Annotated in this window: 15 protein-coding genes and 1 pseudogene; 4 read left to right on the forward strand and 12 right to left on the reverse strand. The window is 65.5% G+C overall.

Translation table 11 applies throughout. From position 1 onward, the window contains the following. Nucleotides 1-48: 48 nt before the first annotated feature. The 11 genes from K9U37_RS12325 to ctaD form a co-directional block, all read right to left on the reverse strand. Nucleotides 49-1,260, reverse strand: a complete 1,212-nt coding sequence (locus tag K9U37_RS12325; protein WP_243071930.1) for an acyl-CoA dehydrogenase family protein — start codon at nt 1,258-1,260, stop codon at nt 49-51. 32 nt (nt 1,261-1,292) lie between these two features. Further along, nucleotides 1,293-2,375, reverse strand: coding sequence for a methyltransferase (locus K9U37_RS12330; RefSeq protein ID WP_443627150.1), 1,083 nt, complete (start codon nt 2,373-2,375; stop codon nt 1,293-1,295). Nucleotides 2,376-2,488: 113 nt separating this feature from the next. Continuing rightward, complete coding sequence (locus tag K9U37_RS12335; protein ID WP_243071931.1) at nt 2,489-4,279, reverse strand: FAD-dependent monooxygenase; 1,791 nt, start codon at nt 4,277-4,279, stop codon at nt 2,489-2,491. Nucleotides 4,280-4,329: 50 nt separating this feature from the next. Continuing rightward, nucleotides 4,330-5,967, reverse strand: a complete 1,638-nt coding sequence (locus tag K9U37_RS12340) for a fatty acyl-AMP ligase (protein ID WP_308197431.1) — start codon at nt 5,965-5,967, stop codon at nt 4,330-4,332. After that, nucleotides 5,964-6,137: a hypothetical protein gene (locus K9U37_RS12345; protein WP_243073497.1), complete on the reverse strand. Its 174-nt coding sequence runs from the start codon at nt 6,135-6,137 to the stop codon at nt 5,964-5,966. The genes K9U37_RS12340 and K9U37_RS12345 overlap by 4 nt, the downstream gene beginning before the upstream one ends. After that, entirely contained in the window at nt 6,134-9,082 is a 2,949-nt protein-coding gene (locus K9U37_RS12350; RefSeq protein ID WP_243071932.1) for a type I polyketide synthase, read from the reverse strand. The genes K9U37_RS12345 and K9U37_RS12350 overlap by 4 nt, the downstream gene beginning before the upstream one ends. Further along, on the reverse strand, nt 9,079-9,339 hold the full coding sequence (locus K9U37_RS12355) for an acyl carrier protein (protein ID WP_243071933.1): 261 nt from the start codon (nt 9,337-9,339) through the stop codon (nt 9,079-9,081). Before K9U37_RS12355 ends, K9U37_RS12350 begins: the two co-directional genes overlap by 4 nt. A 59-nt stretch (nt 9,340-9,398) precedes the next feature. Beyond that, complete coding sequence (locus tag K9U37_RS12360; RefSeq protein ID WP_243071934.1) at nt 9,399-10,343, reverse strand: hypothetical protein; 945 nt, start codon at nt 10,341-10,343, stop codon at nt 9,399-9,401. Next, entirely contained in the window at nt 10,340-11,479 is a 1,140-nt protein-coding gene (locus K9U37_RS12365; protein ID WP_243071935.1) for a 3-oxoacyl-[acyl-carrier-protein] synthase III C-terminal domain-containing protein, read from the reverse strand. The genes K9U37_RS12360 and K9U37_RS12365 overlap by 4 nt, the downstream gene beginning before the upstream one ends. Before the next feature lie 299 nt (nt 11,480-11,778). Further along, nucleotides 11,779-13,113, reverse strand: a complete 1,335-nt coding sequence (locus K9U37_RS12370; protein WP_243071936.1) for a plasmid pRiA4b ORF-3 family protein — start codon at nt 13,111-13,113, stop codon at nt 11,779-11,781. Nucleotides 13,114-13,217: 104 nt separating this feature from the next. Continuing rightward, nucleotides 13,218-14,963, reverse strand: a complete 1,746-nt coding sequence (gene ctaD / locus K9U37_RS12375; RefSeq protein WP_243071937.1) for an aa3-type cytochrome oxidase subunit I — start codon at nt 14,961-14,963, stop codon at nt 13,218-13,220. Nucleotides 14,964-15,332: 369 nt separating this feature from the next. Between ctaD and K9U37_RS12380 the strand changes: the two genes are divergently transcribed. From K9U37_RS12380 to K9U37_RS20045, 3 genes are all read left to right on the forward strand, one after another. Next, on the forward strand, nt 15,333-15,488 hold the full coding sequence (locus tag K9U37_RS12380) for a hypothetical protein (RefSeq protein ID WP_243071938.1): 156 nt from the start codon (nt 15,333-15,335) through the stop codon (nt 15,486-15,488). Nucleotides 15,489-15,544: 56 nt separating this feature from the next. Beyond that, entirely contained in the window at nt 15,545-16,552 is a 1,008-nt protein-coding gene (locus K9U37_RS20040) for an HAD-IC family P-type ATPase (RefSeq protein ID WP_272888118.1), read from the forward strand. A 76-nt stretch (nt 16,553-16,628) separates the two neighbouring features. Next, the gene (locus K9U37_RS20045) at nt 16,629-17,516 is read left to right on the forward strand and encodes an HAD-IC family P-type ATPase (protein ID WP_308197372.1); all 888 of its coding nucleotides are present in this window, start codon (nt 16,629-16,631) and stop codon (nt 17,514-17,516) included. A gap of 42 nt (nt 17,517-17,558) precedes the next feature. Here the strand turns inward: K9U37_RS20045 and K9U37_RS20535 are convergent. Next, a pseudogene (locus K9U37_RS20535) lies at nt 17,559-17,648 on the reverse strand (universal stress protein); the annotation flags it as partial. Between the two features lie 101 nt (nt 17,649-17,749). Here K9U37_RS20535 and K9U37_RS12395 point away from each other — a divergent pair. Next, the gene (locus tag K9U37_RS12395) at nt 17,750-19,129 is read left to right on the forward strand and encodes an MBL fold metallo-hydrolase (RefSeq protein WP_243070387.1); all 1,380 of its coding nucleotides are present in this window, start codon (nt 17,750-17,752) and stop codon (nt 19,127-19,129) included. Nucleotides 19,130-19,432 lie beyond the last annotated feature (303 nt).

Genomic DNA, 19,432 nt, shown 5'->3' on the forward strand with positions numbered 1-19,432 from the left:
GGTGGCCAAGGTGTTCGTTGCATGCGCATTTTGGCTAACCGGCCGGTGTCACTGCAATCGGAGCCCGCTGATGGAACGGGCGATGACCAGCTGTTGGATCTGCTCGGTCCCCTCGAATATGTCGAAGATCTTAGCGTCGCGGTGCATCCGCTCGACCGGATATTCGCGCGTGTAACCGTTGCCGCCGAGGATTTGGATGGCCCGTTCGGTCGTCCATACCGCGACCCGGCCGGCCTTCAGCTTGCTCATGGATCCCTCCGCGGAGGCGAACTTCTGGCCGGTTGCGCCCATCCACGCCGCGCGCCTGACGAGCAGCCGCGCCGCGTCGATCTCGGTGGCGATGTCGGCGAGGAGGAACGAGATGGCTTGTTTCTCGATGATGGGTCGCCCGAAGACAACTCGATCCTTCGCGTAGTCGAGTGCGTATTCGTAGGCGGCGCGGGCGACTCCGACGGCCATCGCCCCGACGGTGGGCCGCGATAGCTCGAAGGTGGCCATCGCCGCCTGCTGGGATGTCTTGCGGCCTTCGCGTGCACGTGCGAGCTTCTCGTCGAGCTTGTCTTTGCCGCCGAGCAGGGCGCTGCCTGGAACCCGCACGCTGTCGAAGAAGATGTCCGCGGTGTTCGAGGCACGCAAACCGTGCTTGCGCAGCTTCCGCGGCGTCGCGATACCGGCAGTGTCGGCGCTCATGACGAACGCGGCCTGTCCGCGTGCACCGAGTCCGGGTTCGACCACCGCCTGGACCACCAGAACGTCGGCCACGCCGCCGTTTGTCACCCAGGCCTTCTGGCCGGAGATCATCCACTCATCGGACGCTTCATCGTATTTGGCGGTGGTCAGCATGTTCGCCACGTCGGAGCCGGCCTCTGGCTCAGACGAACAGAACGCGCCCAGCTTGACGTCCTTGTCGGTGCCGTAACATCGCGGCACCCATTCCGCGATCTGCTCGGCGGTGCCCGAAGCGATGATGCCAACGGCGGCGAGCGTGCTTCCCATGATCGACATCGCTATTCCGGCGTCACCCCAGAACAGCTCCTCGGCCAGGATCGGAAAACCCTGTCCGGTTGGGTCGCCCAGGAGCGCCATCAATATCTCGTCGCCGTAAAGCCCGATACCGGCGGCCTCCTGCAAGATCGGCCATGGCGTCTCCTCGCGGTCGTCCCAGTCGAACGCAGCCGGGCGAATCACCTTTAGGGAGAATTCATGCGCCCAATCGCGCAGGTGTTGCTGTTCATCGGACAGAGCCAGCGAGAACGTCATCGGGAATCATCCTTTCGTTCCCCGTACCTGAGCTAGATGGCCTCGGCTTCGACGAAGCTCAATGGTGAGGCAGTGGGCACCCATCGGGTCATCCGGAACCCGGCGCGCTCGAGGAGACTGCGGTACTCCGGCACCGTTCGTTCGCGTCCAGCCTGCATCAGCAGCATCTCCAGATCGGTCCAATGACCGAAGAATTCGCGACCGTGGTCCGGGATCACGCACTCGATCACCAGTACCTTTGTGCCGACCTTCGCCGCCGAGCGGACGCAATGGAGAATCTCGACCGCCTTGTCGTCGGGCCAGTCATGCAGGATCGTCTTGAGCACGTAGACATCGCCACCCGTGGGAACACTGTCGAAGAACGATCCCTCCAGTAACTCCACTCGATCTGCGACATTGTGCTGACGCAACACGGGTGGGGCTTCGGCGAGCGCGTGCGGTAGGTCGTAGAGAACCCCTCGGGCGGACGGGGTCGCCTTGAGGATGGCAGAAAGCAGCCTTCCCACCCCACCGCCAACATCGACAACGGTCTGGTAGTCCTCGAACGAGTAGGCGGCCATCAGGTAATCCACCGCCATCTCGGTGGTATCGGCCATGGCGCGGTTGAAAACCTCATTGAGTTCGGGCTCCCCGACGAGGTAGTCGAAGGCTTCCATGCCGTGCAGGACCGGCAGAACCGCCTTGCCGGTTCTGATCGCGTCCGTCAGATAGCTCCAATGCTCTCGATGTTGGACCGAACCCACCATCTGGGCCATCGCCGCCGCCGACAGCGGAGCGTTGGCACGCAACGATTTAGCGAGCGCGTTGAGCGCGTAGCGACCGTCGCGGCGCTGACGAAATATGCCGCGGCCGATCAATGCCCGTAGCAGTCGACGCAGCGCGTCGGGATCCGCCTCCACCCGAGAGGCCAACTCTTCCAACCGCAGCGGCCCCTTGTCGAGAACGTCGGCGATACCGAGTTCCACGGCCGCTGTGATGGCTTGTGATGTCCAGGCGCCGACGATCAGCTCCATCATCGCCGCATACGGTGGGACCATCCGCAGATGGGTCAGTGCCAGACGATGGCGGGCACGCTCAACGAGTCGCACCAATTTCGTGGGGGGAATTGCAGACATAGTGACCATGACCTTTGACGTAGAGCGGGTGGTTGCGTGAGCGTGAACCGAAAAATGCGAGCCCGGCCGGTGGGTGAGCAGCCGCGGCTCGATGGCCTGTGCCGCAACGTCGTTCATGCGATCAGTCCTTTGTCGGTCGGCGCAAAGGCGCGGACGACCTGCAATGCTTGCCGCAGCAGCGCAGCACCATCCCGGTCCGAGTGCAGCAGGGCGGCGATATGCCCGTCGGGGCGTACCAGCAGGGCATCCGGATCGGCGCCAGCGACCCCGGTGTGAAATATTTCGCGCCGAGCGTCGCCGACCGGCACCACCGACAACGGAAGCCCCTCCGCCGCAAGCGACCACACGGAATGGCTTTCGTCGGACACCAGGAGCGTCAGGTCGTCGCGGCTGATCAGATCCAGGGTGGAGACCCGCCGTTCGCGGTCCTCGAGCCAGACGTGCGGCAGCCGGCCGCCGGCGCGCACAGACGGGATATAGAACTCTGGATCGCTGACCGGTGGGGGCAGCCGATCGCCAATGATGGCGCCGCGTTCGTAACGCACCCCGAGGTCACGTCCCCAGCTGCGATAGTGCGGACCCTGCTGGGCGATCGCAGCCGCGGCCCGGCGGCGGATCCGCTGACCGACTCGGCCGGGCGACTTGGCCAGGCGAAACCGCTGATATCCCAGCGTGGTGAGCCCGCGGATGAGGGCGCGCACGGGGCGTCGCGGTACCCAGTCCGGGATGGCAGCGACGGCTTGGGGGAGCATGCGCACGGCTCGCCGCGGCAACCCCAGTGCGGCAACGACATCGAACATTCCCTCGAAGTTGGCCACCGAGTCGGCGGTGGCGGCCGCGCCAACCGGACGGCGTTCTCGTTCGTAGCTGTCCAGCAGCGCCTCGTCGGCACGGCCGGCGATGACCCATGCCAGCTTCCAGGCCAGGTTGTGCACGTCGGCGACGCCGGTGTTGAGCCCCAGCCCGCCGGTCGGTGGAAACCGGTGCGCGGCATCGCCGGCCAGGAATACGCGGCCCGCCCGGTAGGCGGTGGCGACTTGTGCGGTCATCGCCCACGTCTGGATCGACTTGATGTCAACGCGAACAGCGGGGTCGCCAATCGCATCGACTATGTGCTTGTGGCAGATCGCAGCCGGGAAGTCTTCCACCGACTCAAATGGCGGAAAGTAGGGGATCTGGAACACCAGGTCGTCTGGCGGCCGGTGCACGATGGTGGCGCCCAAACCCTTGGCGGTGTGGGTCCACATGACCGGGCCGCGGCGGTGGCGCCGGTATGCCTCGAGATCGGCAGAGAAAAGGACGCTGACCACGTTCTGCAGGATCGGACCCTCCATCGTGATCCCTAGCGCGCGCCGTACTGTGCTGGCTGCGCCGTCGGCCGCGATGAGGTAGCGCGCCAAGATTGTTCGGCGCGATCCGGTAGTGGTGTCGGCGACAGTGACCGCGATGCCGTCGGCGGTGTCGGTGTGGGAGCGATACTGCCAGCCAGTACGCACATTGATGCGATCACTGTCGCGAAGGTGTTGCCACAGCAGCGGTTCCAGGATGTTCTGAGGTAGGTGCGCGCTGCCGGTAGGGCTGATCGATTCGATCGCGTCCATCTGCGCGTCGGGCAGGTCCGCCAGTGGCACCCGCCCGAGTTCGGGCCCGGCGAAAGTGGTGCAGTAGGCGATGCACCGCAGCTCATGCATAGGGGCGCTGAGGCCGCGGATGTCGCGCTCGAGGCCGATCTCACGCCAAATCTCCATCGACCGCGTGGAGAGCACATGCGCGGCGGGATGGCGTTGTGGCTCGCGGCGTGCTTCCACCACGGTGCAGTCGATGCCGTAGCTGGCGAGCAGCAGCGCCGCGGTGGCACCCACCGGCCCGGCGCCGACGACGAGAACATCGCAGGTGTCCCTCACCTGTTCTGCGCCTGGCTCCAGGCGATCTGGCGGATAGCCGTTGTGGGCGTTCACGTCGGGAGCAGTTCTCGAGCGCTGTTGCGGCGTAGCTTGCCGGACGGCGTCTTCGGCAAGGCGCCGGCGGGGAACAACAGGATGTCCCGCGGGCGGTGCCCGACTTGACGGCTCACCCTGGCGGCGATATCGCGGCTGATCCGTGCGCGCGCGTCGTCGTCGGTCGCGTTGCGTACTTCGGCGAGCACCGCAAAACCCTCTTGATCACCGTGGACACGCAGCGCGATCACGCAGCCCCTTCGCACGCCGTCGACGCTCTCGGCCGCGCGCTCGATATCGTGCGGATAGAGATTCCTGCCGGCCAGCACGATGAGATCCTTTGTGCGGCCACAGACATAGAGTCGCCCCTCCTCGTCGAGGTAACCGAGGTCTCCGCTGTCGAACCAGCCATCTGTTGCCAGCGGCACGACACCGCCGGAGGTGAGATAGTTGTCGGCGATCATCGGGCCGCGCAGTTCGATTGCGCCAATCTCTCGGGGCGCCAACGCTCTTCCGTTCCGGGTCAGCCGTAGCTCCAGGCCCGTCACCGGTAACCCCACACACACGACATGCTGCACATCAGCGGAGTCGCCTTGGACCGGTTGCGCGCGGTGCGCTTCCGCAATGGCCTGCCGCGAGACCTCGTCGACGGTCGCCTGGCTGTGCGCCGATCCTAGCGACGCAACCAATGTGGCTTCGGCGAGTCCGTAGGCGGGCGTCAGCGCCGTCGGGCTCAGACCGAAGCGCGCGCCGACCGAAGAGAACTCGGTCAGGTCGCGGTAGTCGATCGGTTCGGCTCCGTTCACCGCGATCCGCAGCGTCGAAAGGTCGATGGCGCCCGGGTCGGCCCGCTGCAGCACGCGAGCGAGCACGGAGTACGCGAAATTGGGGCCTGAGGTGATGGTCGCGCCGTGCCTGCTGATCAACTCCGCCCAGACCAGCGGTCGTTTGAGGAACTCCTCCGGTGGGACGACGACGGTTTCGATACCCAACTGCATGGGGAAGCACACGAAGGCGATCATCCCCATGTCATGAGACAGCGGCAGCCAGCTCGCCATCACGTCGGTGTTGAGATCGAGTTCCAGCCCGTCGTGCAAGGCGACGGCATTCGCGGCGAGATTGCCGTGACTGATCTCGACGGCTTTGGGCATGCCGGTTGATCCCGATGTCAACTGCCGCAGCGCGATATCCGACTCGGCGGCTTGGTCCGACATGTCGAGTTCGATCGGGTCGGCGCGACGCAAGGACTCGACGGTGCAGACTGTCAGGCCCTGAGCCGTCAGCGGATCCAGGGCACCCAGGAACTGCTCGCCGAGAACGACCACATCGGCCTTGATCATCAAAGTCGCCCGAACCGTGTCGGCCAGCCAGACTTCCAGGTCGGTGCGGGGAGTTGGTTGCTGCAGCATCGTCACCGCGGCGCGACTCAGCCAGGCCGCCTGCGCGAGCGGCGCGATATCAGCGGCATCGGTGGCCAGCACCGCGACCGAACCGTGGCGGCCTATTCTCCGCGCGGCCAGACCGCCGGCCATCCGCTTCGCCTGTTCGTGGACTTCACGCCAGGTCAACCGGACTGGGTCGGCGACCGTGCCTGCGGTCAAGTGCCGCGTCGAAAATCGCGCTGCCGCGGACATTTCGCGGGTTAATACGCTCACGGGAGTGCATTCCTTTCCCGTGCCGCTTCCTTGGCGACACGCGCGATGGTGGCTACCAATGCCTGTTCCGGCGAACGGAACAGGAAGTCCGCCAGCGCCAGGCGCAGCGGATGAAACGATGCGGCCCCGCCACCGACGTGGTGAGAGCACACCAATTCGACGGGCGTCATCGTGCTGTGCCGCCCTCGTCGAGCCGCTCCATCACGAAGTCGACGAGATCGCCGACGCTGTGACTCCTCGGTAGCACCTCGGCGACGGTGATGTCGTGCAGTGGCGGATACTCCGCCCGCAGCCGGTCCAGAAGGCGAAGCTGCAGCAACGAGTCGTAACCCAAGTCGTCCGCGAGCCGTTTGGATCGGCCGAGCGTGGTGACCGAATAGCCGCCGACATCGGCGATCAGCGCCAGAACCCCGCCCTCCGCACCGATCTGCGGTTGCTCGGTATCCGCAGGCTCGCCGACGGGATCGCCGGCGTGAGTCTCTGCGGTCTGCGCCGGCTGCCGGCGGTAGGTGATCGGGCCGTCGAACCAGAACCGGCTTGACGTGTCGAAGACATAGGGCGGGATCCGCTGCGGCGGGCCGGCCGACCCTCCGTACAGCGTCGCCAGATCGGGTGAGTAGCCGTCGCGCATCATCGTGGCCGCCACCCCGAGCAGTTCTGTCCCGTCGGAATCCGGGCCGCTGCACAACGTGAGCGAGCGTGTCTGCGGCGGGAGTCCGCCCTGTCGGGCGAGGGGGAGCAGCGCGGGTTTGGGACCGGCCTCGGCGAGATAGTTGGCGCGACCGGTCCTGAGGGCGGCCTGGACCGCGTCGAAGAACAGTACGGGCGAACAGATCTGCCCGGCCCAGTAGTCGACGGTCATTTCCGCGCCATCAACTTCGCGACCGAGCACCGTGGAGAACAGTGGAAACTCGGCGGGTCCTGGCTCGAGTCCGGCCATCTCGCGCCGGAAGTCCGCCACCATCGGCTCCATGAGCGGCGAGTGGAAGGCATGTGAGGTGGCCAGTGTCTTCGCTTTACCGCCGTGCTGCCGAATCAGTGTTTCGGCTCGTGCCACGGAATCGGCGTCCCCGGAGATGGTCACGGATCGCGGCCCATTGATGGCCGCGATCCCGCACCCGGGTTCGCCGGCGACGAGTTCCTGCACCTGCTCGACGCTCAGGTCGACCGCGATCATTGCCCCACCCGGAGGCAGCGCGCCCATCAACCGCGCTCTGGTTGCGATGAGCTTGGCGGCGGTGTCGAGGGTAAACACACCGGCCAGGCAGGCTGCGGCGATCTCCCCGACGCTGTGGCCGATGCCGAATCGCACCCGAATTCTGCTCTGCAGCAGAGTCTTTCCCAGCGCGTAGGACACTGCGAACAATGCAGGTTGCGCGAGGCTCGTGTGATCAAGGCCGGCTGTGCGGCCGAAAATCGTTGCGAGCAGGTCCGATCCAACGTGCGGATCAAGGGCGGCCGCCGCGGAGTCGAGATTCGCCCGGTAAATAGGATGAGCGTCGTAGAGTCGCCGTGTCATGCCCGGGTACTGGGAGCCCTGACCCGAGAACAGGAGCCCGACGCCGGCCGGGGCTCGGTGGGGCGGGGTGGACGATACGAGATCGACACCGGCGCCTGCCGCAAATTGGCGGATCCTATCAATCAGGGTGTCGCGGTCGCCTGCGACGACAAGGCGATGCCGATTTGATCGCTTGACGACGTTGGTCGAGCGGCACCAGGACGCCACCTGCGTGGTGTCGAGGGTCTCCAGCGCGGCGCTCATCGATTCGGCGTTGCGCCGCAACGCCTGCGCCGACGGCGCCGAAATGGTAAGGACGCCGATCGCACCAGGGACGGGCAGTGCCGTAGCCGGCGCCGTCTCCAGAATCGCGTGCGCGTTACTGCCGCCGAGGCCGAAGGAGCTCACCGCGCCGAGCGTGCCGTTCGCCGGTAACTTCCGCGGACCGTCGGCCAACTGCAGGCCGTGCTCGGCCAGCCGCAAGGCTGGATTGGCGTTGTCGCCGAACACCGTCGGTGGCAACACGCCATGGTGTAGCGACAGGCACGTCTTGATGAAAGCCGCGATCCCCGCACTGCCTTCGGTGTGCCCGATGTTTCCCTTCACGGAACCGAGCAGGCAGGGCTCGCCGGCTCGCGTCTTGTGCACGTCGCCAAGAGCGTTGGCTTCGATCATGTCGCCGAGCACGGTGCCGGTGCCGTGCGCTTCGACGAAGCCGACCTGTCCGGCCTCGACCTCTGCCAGGCTCAGCGCCCGGCGCATCAGCTCCACCTGCGACCGGCGGCTCGGGGCGGTGATGCCGTTGCTTCGGCCGTCGTGGTTGGTGACCGAACTCTTCACCACGGCATAGATCGGCTGCCCGTCGGCAAGTGCGTCGTCGAGTCGGCGCAGCACCACCGCGGCCACGCCCTCGCCCCGCCCGATGCCGTCGGCGCCAAGCCCGAACGGCTTGCAGCGACCGTCCGGCGCGGACAGCCCGGCTTGGGTGTAGAAGATCGAAAGTGACGGTGTCAGAATGAGATTCGCACCAGCGGCGATGACGGTATCGGCCTCACCCGAGCGAAGGGCTGCGCAGCCCTGGTGGACGGCAGTCAGCGAGGACGAGCAGGCTGAATCGATGGCCACGCTTGGTCCGGTAAGACCAAGGTGGTAGGAGATTCGGTTGGCGGCCATGAAATAGCCACTGCCCGTGCCGCGGACGGCCGTGAGCCCGGCGAAGTCGAGAATCTGCAGGTTGCTCCACTCGCTGGACATGATGCCGACGAAGACTCCGGTCGGGGTGCCGGCCAGCGACCGCGGGTCGATTCCGGCATCTTCGATGGCGCGCCAGGTTGATTCCAGGAGCAGGCGCTGCTGCGGGTCAAGCGCCCCCGCCTCGACGGGTGCTATCCCGAAGAAGTCGTTGTCGAATGTGTCGACATTGTCGATGAAGTGCCCACGCCGGGTGTTCGTCGATCCCGGGGCACCGTCGGAGCGATAGTAGGCGTCGACATCCCAACGCTGCGAAGGCACTTCGCTGTCGGCCACCACGCCATCCATCAGCAGTCGCCAGAACGCGTCCTTGTCGGGCGCGCCGGGAAGGCGGCAATCGATACCGACCACGGCGATCGGCATCATGGCAGCACCCGCTCGGTGACCAGGTACGCCGCGATGGCATCAATGGTGGCGTAATCCCACACAATCGTGGTTTCGACGGGAATCCCCTTCTCGAACTCCAGGTCGGCGCACAGCCTCAGACTCGCGGCGGAGTCAATCCCGTAATCGGCCAACGGGGTGTCGATGTCGATGGTGTCCGGCGCCACGTTGAGTTGCCGGGCAACTCTTGCGGTCAGCCAGTCCACGAGGTCCTGGTAATAACGGGTCTCAGCGGTCATCGTTGCCTCTCATCCCGGCTCGCCGTCGCCGGTCGGCCCGGCGCGGGGTGCTTGTGCGGTCATGCGCTCACCGCCTCGTCGACTACCGGCAGATCGAAGGAGATCCGACCGTAGACGTACCCGCGCACGCGGGTAGCGAAGCGTTCACCGCCCACGACTGCGGCGAATGCGAGCAACGGCAGACCGATCACGATGGCGATCCCCAGGCTGAACACGAACGTGATCAGAGTCGCGGCGTGCGCGGCACCGCCGAATCGGCGCATGGATCTCACCGTTGCGCCCCACTTGCGAAACGCCTTGCCGGCGATGACGTCCGCCGCAGCCAACGCAGGCACGATGGGCGCCGCATCTTGCGGGCATGGCCGCGACTCGGCGATGCACTGCCCGACGGCGGCGACTCTTGTGAGTTCGTCATCGCCTACGCCGGCTCGCCCAAACCAAAGAAAGGGTGCGCGTCTTCCGGTCAACAGCCAGCGCAGGGTGGTTACCAGGGTCGTCGACGACCCACGCGTATCGGTGGCGGCGACGACATCGACCCGCCGGGCACCCGCGGATCGCAGCAGCCCGGACGCTTCGATTGCCGCCGAGTACCACATGTTGCGGCATGCGATCAGCGAGACGACGGTGCGATCCCGGACCGCCTCTGGATGCGTCTTCAGCAGCGACCGGATCGGCAGCGATGGCGCCAGGTACCAGACCTGGTAGGCCAGGACGACCAATTCGTCTGCAGCCGCGGCGAAACCACCCGCCGGCTCGACGAGCTTCACGAGCGCCTCCGGATCCACCGCTTGCGGGAACACTCCGAAGAATCGTCGAATCGGCCAGGGGAACGGGAAGGCGTCACGTGGCCGCACGTCGACCCAACGGATGTCCCACCCATGCGCTTCCAGCGGGGCGGTCAATGCCTGGGCCACCTCGCGCAACTGTCCGGTCTGCGTGTACAGGTAAACGACTGCCCGACGGCGCTGCCGCCCTGTCGGGGCGGCTTCTGACCCCCCGGTCACCGTCGGGTATCCGACGACACCGCGGTGAGATGCATGAAAGAAACCGTGAACCGGCCGGACTCGGGGACCATGCACAGCATCGTGTCGCCGTCCTTGATCAGACCCTGCTGCATCATCTCGTCGAGGATGACGTACATGGAAGCGCTGCCGATGTTTCCGACGCTGGTCAGGTTGCTGTACCACATTTCGGGCCGGCCACCGTCAATGCCGCGTCGCGAGAACTCCTTCATCACAATGTCTTTCATTCGCTCGCTCGAATAGTGCGCTGGGATCCAAGTCAGTGTCGACGGATCGAATTTGCCCAGTCGGAGCAGGCGGTCATACTCGTCGACGCCGACCTTCACCAGGTGCGGCAGTAGGGAAAGGTCCTGTCGCAGGACCAACGCCCCGTCGGCGGCGGCGGCCGAAGCGTTCGGGTAGTCCCCCCATGACTTCGTGGCTGAAGTGTCCGGAGTGCCACCGTACATACACGTCTTCTCGGTGTTCGCGTACGACGTCAGCGAGATCCAGTCGATGCGCAGGCTGATACCAGAGGCTTTGGGCTCGTCCTGGATCACCAGTGCGCCGGCCCCATCCGAGAGCATGTAGCGCAAGAACGCGGCTTCGAGCGGGAGCGTCCCCTCCTCGGCGACAACGCCCATCTCCTCGTACCGGGAGTTCTTGAAGAAGCGGGAGGCGAACTCGCTGGCGACGCTGATCGCGGTGCGCTTCTCACCGATCGCCACCTGCAGGTACGCGTTCTTGATGGCCATCATCCCTGAACTGCAGATCCCGTGCAGGGTCGCGATTTCGAGGGGACCGTAGGCCAGCTCGCCGTGCACCATGCTGGCGTGTCCGGGCGCCATCAGGTCCGGCAGCGTGGTGGCCGCACACAGCAGTTCGATGTCGTCCGGGCCGAGGCCGATGTGCTCGGCTGCGTTCCGAACGGCGTTGGCCGCCATCGCCGCGTTGGAGATGACCGTCTGCTGATTCTTGTCGATCGCGTAGTGGCGCGTCTTGATGCCGCAGTTGGCGAGGGTGATGTCCTTGAGGTCGGAGGTCGAGCGTCCCGCCACTCCGATGTAATCCTCGATTTCGTCGTTAGGCACGGGGTCGCCGGGGAGAAAGCTGCCGGTGGCCGTGATGTAAGCGCTCATGTTCGGCTCCAGTGGTCGTCCGTCTTTGTCACAGGGGGTAGTAGTGTTTGCCATCCCTACTGAGCTAGACGTATTGGCGGGGCCCTTGGTTCGATCGGCACCCGGATCACGTTGAGCACGTAGCCGACGCCCCGGCGCTGGCAGACACCGCGCAACGCAATGTCCGCGCCGGACACCTCGTCCCCCGGCCAACGCTCTACCGCTGCTTCCTGGTCCCTGACCCGCGCAAGACACTGACAGTACTTGCGCGCGACCACGCCACTTTACCCCCCGGGTCAACCTCCGCGTGGCTGATGCTTTCAGTTCCCGCTGAGCGCCCTCCGCGCCAATGCCGCTGCCGCAGGACTGATGATGGTCCGCTGCGCCTGGGTGGCGGGCTGGTCGGTCACGTTGATCAGGACATCGTAGACGGGGAGTTGGCGCAGGGACGATTGCGAGATAGACCGACCGTCGGTGTAGCGCCAGCCGAGTTCGGTCAGCAACGCCGTCATCTTGTCGAACGGCAGTTCGGAACCGGCCGAAGCCGCCGCAAAGGCCAGCATCAGCATGGTCGCTTGTGCGTCGAACGTCTCGTCGGACTTGGGAATCAACCGACCGGCCATCTGCTCCCACAGTCTGTCGGTGTCACGCTGGGCCACTACGCCAGCCTTGGTCAGCAACAGCCTGCCCTTGTGCTTGCGCAGCAGCCCCAACGACTGCACGCCTTCGCGGAACCGCAACAGCGGGTAGCATTGGGCCTCGCGGTTGTGCTTGCCTATCCAATCATCCATTGCAGGAACGACTTTCGAGGCTTCCTCGACCTCGGCCGGTTTGAGGTATCCGGCGTTCGTCAACGGAATGCCGCCGTCCTTGGCGCGGTCCAGAAACCACTGATACGCGCGCAGATTGTCGGCAACAGCGGCCGTGTCCAGCGGTCGCGTACCGGCCAGCGTGAGCGCCGCCTTCGTCAGGTCCTCGCCATACTGGGCATACGTGAGCCGATGAACCAGGTCGACCAGGCGCGTGTCGATGCCAGCCTCGCGCAGCACGAAGTACGCGTCGCCAAACCCCTTGTTGACCCGTTCCGGCTCGAACAGCGCGGGGTCAGAGAGCACCTCGGAGAGGCTCTCGGCATCGACCAGATGCCCGCAGTCTTCTGGCGGCGCGGCGCGCTCACCGTCGACGACAACCGCTGCGGAACAGTCACTCTCGGCGGGAAGAATGTCTTCGAGGCGAAGCGTCAGCTCCCAGTTGTCGCCGTAATCGTAGAGGTAGTGCAGGACATCGCCAGGCTCACTGAGGGTTTCGTCGAGTCGAGTCTCGGCGGCGGGCAGGCCGTCGTCGTCTTCGGGCCACTCCTTGTTGTCCACGTCGTACGGGCACAGGAACAGCTGGCTGTTGTGATCGAAGGCGCCGCCGCCGAGCGAGAAGCGATGCAGGTGCGAGTCGGTCCAGTCGAACGCCACCTGCAGGACCTGGTGCACCAGGTCCAGCGTCAGGTTCGAGCGCAGGTCCAGCCGTCGCCAGATCGTTGGATCACTGTCGTCGAGGTGTGCCCGGACCCGGTAGACGACGACATCCCGCCGTCGCGCCCGACGCAGATCGGGGCGCGGCAGCGGTTCCGGCACCAGACGCAGGTAGGGGCGCTCGCTCATGCCGCTCACCTTAGTTAAGTTAGAGCTGTCGTCGCCGAGTTGTACATCGCCAAGATCCGGCGAGACTACGGCAGGCGCCCCTCACTGAGGCCGTGCGACTCCGTTTAGGTGCGGATGTTCTGGTCGCCGGGCGGGATCACGTCGCCGCCGGACCGACCGTGCGAGCGGCCGACGTGGGCTTCGGCCCGCATCCGCTCGACCATGTGCGGGTAGTGCAGTTCGAAAGCCGGCCGCTCCGAACGGATCGGTGGCAGTTCGGTGAAGTTGTGCCGCGGCGGCGGGCAGGACGTGGCCCATTCCAGCGAGTTGCCGTAGCCCCACGGGTCGTCCACCGTCACGACTTCGCCGTAGCGCCAGCTCTTGAACACGTTCCAGATGAACGGAATCACGGACACGCCCAAGATGAACGCCCCGACGGTCGAGATGATGTTCAAGGTGGTGAACCCGTCGGTGGGAAGATAGTCAGCATAACGACGGGGCATGCCGGCGTCGCCGAGCCAGTGCTGCACCAGGAACGTGGTGTGGAACCCGATCAGGGTCAGCCAGAAGTGCAGCTTGCCCAACCGCTCGTCGAGCAGTCGGCCGGTCATCTTCGGAAACCAGAAGTAGACGCCCGCATAGGTGGCGAACACGATCGTGCCGAACAGGACGTAGTGGAAGTGCGCCACCACGAAATAGGTGTCGCTGACGTGGAAGTCCAGCGGCGAACTGGCCAGCAACACGCCAGACAGGCCGCCGAGCAGGAACGTCACCAGGAAGCCGATCGAGAACAGCATCGGGGTCTCGAACGTCAACTGCCCCTTCCACATCGTGCCGATCCAGTTGAAGAATTTGATGCCCGTGGGCACCGCGATCATAAACGTCATGAACGAGAAGAACGGCAGCAGAACGGCTCCGGTGACGTACATGTGGTGGCCCCACACGCCCATGGACAGGGCGGCGATGGCGATCGTGGCGAAGACGAGGGTGGTGTAGCCGAAGATCGGCTTGCGGCTGAACACCGGGAAGATCTCCGAGACGATGCCGAAGAACGGCAGCGCAATGACGTACACCTCGGGGTGCCCGAAGAACCAGAACAGGTGTTGGTATAGGGTCATCCCGCCGTTGGCCGGGTCGTAGATGTGCGCCCCGAGGCGACGATCGGCGGCCAAGCCGAACAACGCCGCGGTCAATAACGGGAAGATGAGCAGCACCATTATCGAGGTGACGAAGATGTTCCAGGTGAAGATCGGCATCCGGAACATCGTCATACCCGGGCAGCGCATGCACACCACAGTGGTGATCATGTTCACCGCACCCAGGATGGTGCCCAAGCCACCCACAGCCACACCCAGAATCCACAGATCACCCCCGGCGCCCGGGCTGTGCATCGCGTCGGACAGCGGGGTGTAGGCCGTCCAGCCGAAGTCGGCCGCACCACCGGGGGTGATGAATCCGCCCAACGCGATCAACGCGCCGCAGACGAACAGCCAGAACGACAGGGCGTTCAACCGGGGGAACGCCACATCGGGGGCGCCGATCTGCAGCGGCAACACCAGGTTGGCGAACCCGAACACCACCGGGGTGGCATAGAACAGCAGCATCGCCGTGCCGTGCATGGTGAACAGCTGGTTGTACTGCTCGTTGGACAATAACTGCAGACCCGGGACCGCCAATTCGGCCCGGATGAACAACGCCATCAGCCCGCCGACGAAGAAGAAGACAAAGCAGGCAACCACGTACATGATCCCGATCAACTTGTGGTCAGTCGTCGTGATCAGCTTGTAGACGAGATTGCCCTTCGGGCCTGTTCGGGCCGCGAACGGACGCGTCGCTTCGAGTTCTCCCCGGGACGGGACTACGGCTGTCAAGGGAGCCTCCAACCATCCAGGGGATGGGTATCACTGTAGCGGGAAATCGTTGAATCCTTCCTGAGAATCACCTGACCAATCGGTGTTGCAGGGCCGGGTGTCAACGTTTGTGAGAATGACCGTTGATCTGTATCGCGTTCCCAGCCTTGGCGGGCACGATAGGTGGAATGACCAGTGCCCCTGACGATGGCGGGATGCGGGACGCTGCGGCCGTTGAGGGCATGCTGGCCAGTGCACCGGCCGGCTTGTCATCGGCTCAGGCGAGGATGTTGCTTGCCGAACTCGGGCCGAACACCGTGCGGGAGGAACGGCCGAGCGTGGCGGCGCGGCTGGCGGGTTCGTGGTTCGCTGTGGGCTCCAGTGCCGTGGATGCTGGAAGCGACGATCGTGCTGAAGTTGGTGCTGGGCAAGTGGCTGGACGCGGTGATTGTGGCGGCGGTGCTGGTGTTCAATGCCGCATTGGGGTTCCTCCAGCAGGGCCGGGCCAGGGCGGCGTTGGAATTGCTGCGACACCGGTTAGGTTAGCGGTCAACGCGCGCGCATGTCGCGACGGCTCGTGGCAGCTGGTATCGGCCGTTGAGCTGGTCGATGGCGATGTGGTCCATATCCGGGTCGGCGACCTCGCTCCGGCTGACCTCCGGGTGATTTCGGGCAGTGTCCTGGTGGATCAGTCGAGCCTGAGCGGGGAATCGGTGGCTGTTGATCGCGGCAGCGGTGAGACGGTGTATGCCGGGTCGACCATCGTGCGGGGTGAGGCGACCGGGACAGTCGGCGCGACGGGAACTCGGACGTTTTTCGGTCGTACCGCCGAGCTCGTCCGCTCCTCCGGCTCCACCGATCACTTGGGCGGCGTGGTGTTACGCATGGTGCGGGTGTTCATCGTCATTGATCTGCTGCTCGCTGTTGCAGCGACCACGTATTTGGCGGTGCGCGGCGCCGGCGCAGCCGACATCGCCTCGTTCGCGGTGGTGTTGCTGCTGGCCTCGGTGCCGGTGGCGCTGCCGGCCGCGTTTGCCCTGGCCGGGGCGCTGGGCGCCCAGTACCTGGCCGGACGCGGAATCCTGACCGCGCGCCTGTCAAGTGTGACTGCTGCCGCCGAAATGGACGTGCTGTGTGTGGACAAGACCGGCACGATCACCCGTAACCGGCTGGCCGTCGCGGCAATCACCGCCCGGCCGGGTATGTCCGAGGCAGAGGTGTTGCGTTTGGCTGGGGGCGCCTCCGACGAGGCCACCCAGGACCCGATCGACCTGGCCATCCTGCGTGCCGCAGCCGAACGCGGCGTGCACGCCGACCACCGCGCCGGGTTCACGCCGTTCGATCCCGCCACCAAACGTTCCGAAGCCACCCTGCACTCCGGCACCCAGACCGTGCGGGAGGCCAAAGGGGCACCGCAGGTCATCGCCGCGCTGGCCGGACAGCCCCCGATCCCGACGTCGCCCACCTGGCCGCCGACGGTGCCCGGGTGGTGGCTGTGGCGCTCGCCGAAGCGGGCGACGCTTGGCACCAGGTCGGCCTGCTCGCGCTGGCCGACCAGCCGCGCCCGGACGCCGCCGCCATGCTCGCTTCCCTGGCAGAACTCGGCGTGAGCGTCGTGATGATCACGGCGACAGCGCCGCCACCGCCGCCGCCATTGCCGCTCAGGTTGGCATCGACGGACCGGTCGTGAATGCCGACGCGGTCCACGACGAACGTGCCGCCCCGATCACCACCGGTGTCATCGCCGAGGTTCTCCCCGAAGACAAGCACCATCTCGTCAAACAGCTGCAGGACGCCGGGCACACGGTGGGCATGACCGGCGATGGCGTCAACGACGCGCCCGCGCTGCGCCAAGCCGACGTCGGCATCGCGGTTGTGGGGGGCACCGACGTCGCCAAGTCCGCCGCCGGGGTCGTGCTGACCCGCGAGGGACTCGCCGACATCGTAGGCCTGGTCCAGGAGAGCCGCCGCATCCATCAGCGTTCGCTGACCTACGCCATCAACGTGAGTGTCAAGAAACTCGAAGTGCCGATCCTGCTCACCGTCGGGGTGTTCGCCTGGGGTCAGTTCGTGTTCACCCCGCTGCTGATGGCGCTGCTGCTGCTCGGCAACGACGTGGTCAGCATGGCCATCACCACCGACCGCGCCGACTACGCCCGCCGACCCGACCGGTGGGCCGTACGCAACATCATCGCCGGGGCGAGTGTCATCGCGGCCCCGCTGCTCACAGCCTCGATCGGGTTGCTGTGGTTCACCCGCGACGTCTGGCAGGGACTAGACCTCGACCGGCTGCGCACCCTGAGTTACCTCACCCTGCTCGCCAGCAGCCAGGCCACCATCTACCTCGTCCGCACCCGCGGCCACGCCTGGACCAGCCGCCCCAGCACACCCCTGATCGCCGCGACCGCCGCTAACCTCGCCATTGCGCTGACCCTCGCGCTCACCGGAACGCTCATGGCCCCGCTACCGGCCGCCGTCGCGCTCCTCGCGCTCGGGACGCTGCTCGCCGCCGCCCTCATTGCCGATCTCATCAAGATCCCGACCTTCAAAGCCCTTGCACTGCACCGCCTCTAGCGCTGTTCGACTCAGACCGCCGCGTACGCGGGTGCCGTGTGATTAGGGCTGCCGCGCAACGATCACGGGTGTGCGGGCTGCGTGCACCACGGCGGTACTCACCGATCCGAGCAGCACTCCGGCGAATCCTCCAACAGGGGAATATCTATACCCCAGGGGGTACTTTACATACCCGTATGGGTATTTCGATGATGGCCTCATCGCCACCACGAACGGAAAGGGAAACCAGAGCCATGAAGTTCAACCAGTACTACCTGGATTGTCTGTCGCATGCGTCGTACTTGATCGGTGATGAGACCACCGGCCGCGCCGTTGTGGTCGACCCGCAGCGCGATGTGTCCGAGTACGTCGCCGACGCGAAGGAACTCGGGATGACGATTGACCTTGTCATCGAGACGCATTTTCATGCCGACTTCTTGTCTGGGCACTTGGAGTTGGCGAAGGCGACCGGCGCCAGGATCGTCTACTCGTCGGTGGCCAAGCCGGAGTTCGACTACTTGCCGGTTGAGGACGGCGAGCGTTACTGCCTGGGCGAGGTGCAGTTGGAGTTCCGGCACACTCCGGGTCACACTCCCGAGTCGCTGAGCATCGTGCTCTATGAGCATGCCGGTGACACCGTTCCCTACGGCGTGTTGACCGGTGACACCTTGTTCATCGGTGATGTGGGCCGGCCGGATCTGTTGGCCTCGATCGGTTTCACCCGTGAGGAGTTGGCCGACAAGCTCTACGACTCGTTGCACGGCAAGCTGATGACCCTGCCCGATACCACCCGGGTCTACCCGGCGCACGGCGCCGGCTCGGCCTGCGGCAAGAACCTGTCGACCGATCTGTGGTCGACGATGGGTGAACAGCGCAAGACCAACTACGCGCTGCGGGCCCCGGACAAGGCGACCTTCATGGAGTTGGTCACCGAGGGTCAGCCGCCGGCCCCCGGCTACTTCGTCTACGACGCGATCCTCAACCGCAAGGACCGCGACCTGCTCGATGAGGCCGAGATGCCGCAGCCGATGACCTACGACGAGGTGCGTGCGGCCATGGAGTCCGGGGCGATGCTGGTCGACGGCCGCAGCCCCGAGGAGTTCGCGCTGGGTTACCTGCGTGGCGCGGTCAATATCGGACTGGAGGGTCGTTACGCCGAGTTCGCCGGATCGGTGGTCAAGCCCGATGTGGACATCATCTTGATGACCGAGCCGGGTCTGGAGTTGGAGGGCAAGAACCGGTTGGCGCGAATCGGTTTCGACCGGGTCGTCGGCTACCTGGCCGAGCCGTACCAGGTGATGTTCACCCACCGCGACGACGTCGAGGTCGCCTCGCGACTGACCAGCAACGCGTTGGGTGAGCGGATGGCCGATGTGCCCGAGCTGCAGATCGTCGATGTGCGCAACCCCGGTGAGGCGGCCGCCGGCATGATCGCGGGGGCGGTGAACATCCCGATCGGCCAGCTTCCGGACCGTATCGACGAGCTCGACCGGCGTAGGCCGACTGTCGTGTACTGCGCCGGCGGTTACCGCTCGTCGATCGCTGCGAGCCTGCTGCGCCGGCGCGGCTTCGCCGATGTCAGTGATGTCCTGGGCGGCTACGGCGCCTGGGAAGACGCCATCCAAAACGCCTGAACACAACAACTCTGAGCCACGAGGTAACGGGAAGCATGAACACACCACCGCCAAACACAAGGTCCTGATCGTCGGCGGCGGCACGGCCAAGACGGCCGTCCCCGGACTGAATCAAGTCCAGTCCGGGGACGGCCGGTGGTGTGGCCGGATACGTCGATATCAACAAGCACACGATGCGGCATGTGCGCTATCCCGACGGACCTCGCCTCAGACAACACATCTGAGGCCTCAAGGGCAAGCCCCGGGATGAGATGCGCACCGCGTGAAGCTGTTGCGGCACAAGCGACTCGGCCGGACGCAAGA

The organism is Candidatus Mycolicibacterium alkanivorans, assembly GCF_022760805.1.
GTDB lineage: Bacteria > Actinomycetota > Actinomycetes > Mycobacteriales > Mycobacteriaceae > Mycobacterium > Mycobacterium alkanivorans.

Bases quoted from the DNA above. Each gene is read 5' to 3' on its own strand.
- K9U37_RS12325 (WP_243071930.1), bottom strand. From the start codon at position 1,260: ATGACGTTCTCGCTGGCTCTGTCCGATGAACAGCAACACCTGCGCGAT.
- K9U37_RS12330 (WP_443627150.1), bottom strand. From the start codon at position 2,375: ATGTCTGCAATTCCCCCCACGAAATTGGTGCGACTCGTTGAGCGTGCC.
- K9U37_RS12345 (WP_243073497.1), bottom strand. From the start codon at position 6,137: ATGACGCCCGTCGAATTGGTGTGCTCTCACCACGTCGGTGGCGGGGCC.
- K9U37_RS12350 (WP_243071932.1), bottom strand. From the start codon at position 9,082: ATGATGCCGATCGCCGTGGTCGGTATCGATTGCCGCCTTCCCGGCGCG.
- K9U37_RS12355 (WP_243071933.1), bottom strand. From the start codon at position 9,339: ATGACCGCTGAGACCCGTTATTACCAGGACCTCGTGGACTGGCTGACC.
- K9U37_RS12365 (WP_243071935.1), bottom strand. From the start codon at position 11,479: ATGAGCGCTTACATCACGGCCACCGGCAGCTTTCTCCCCGGCGACCCC.
- K9U37_RS12370 (WP_243071936.1), bottom strand. From the start codon at position 13,113: ATGAGCGAGCGCCCCTACCTGCGTCTGGTGCCGGAACCGCTGCCGCGC.
- K9U37_RS12380 (WP_243071938.1), top strand. From the start codon at position 15,333: ATGCTGGAAGCGACGATCGTGCTGAAGTTGGTGCTGGGCAAGTGGCTG.
- K9U37_RS12395 (WP_243070387.1), top strand. From the start codon at position 17,750: ATGAAGTTCAACCAGTACTACCTGGATTGTCTGTCGCATGCGTCGTAC.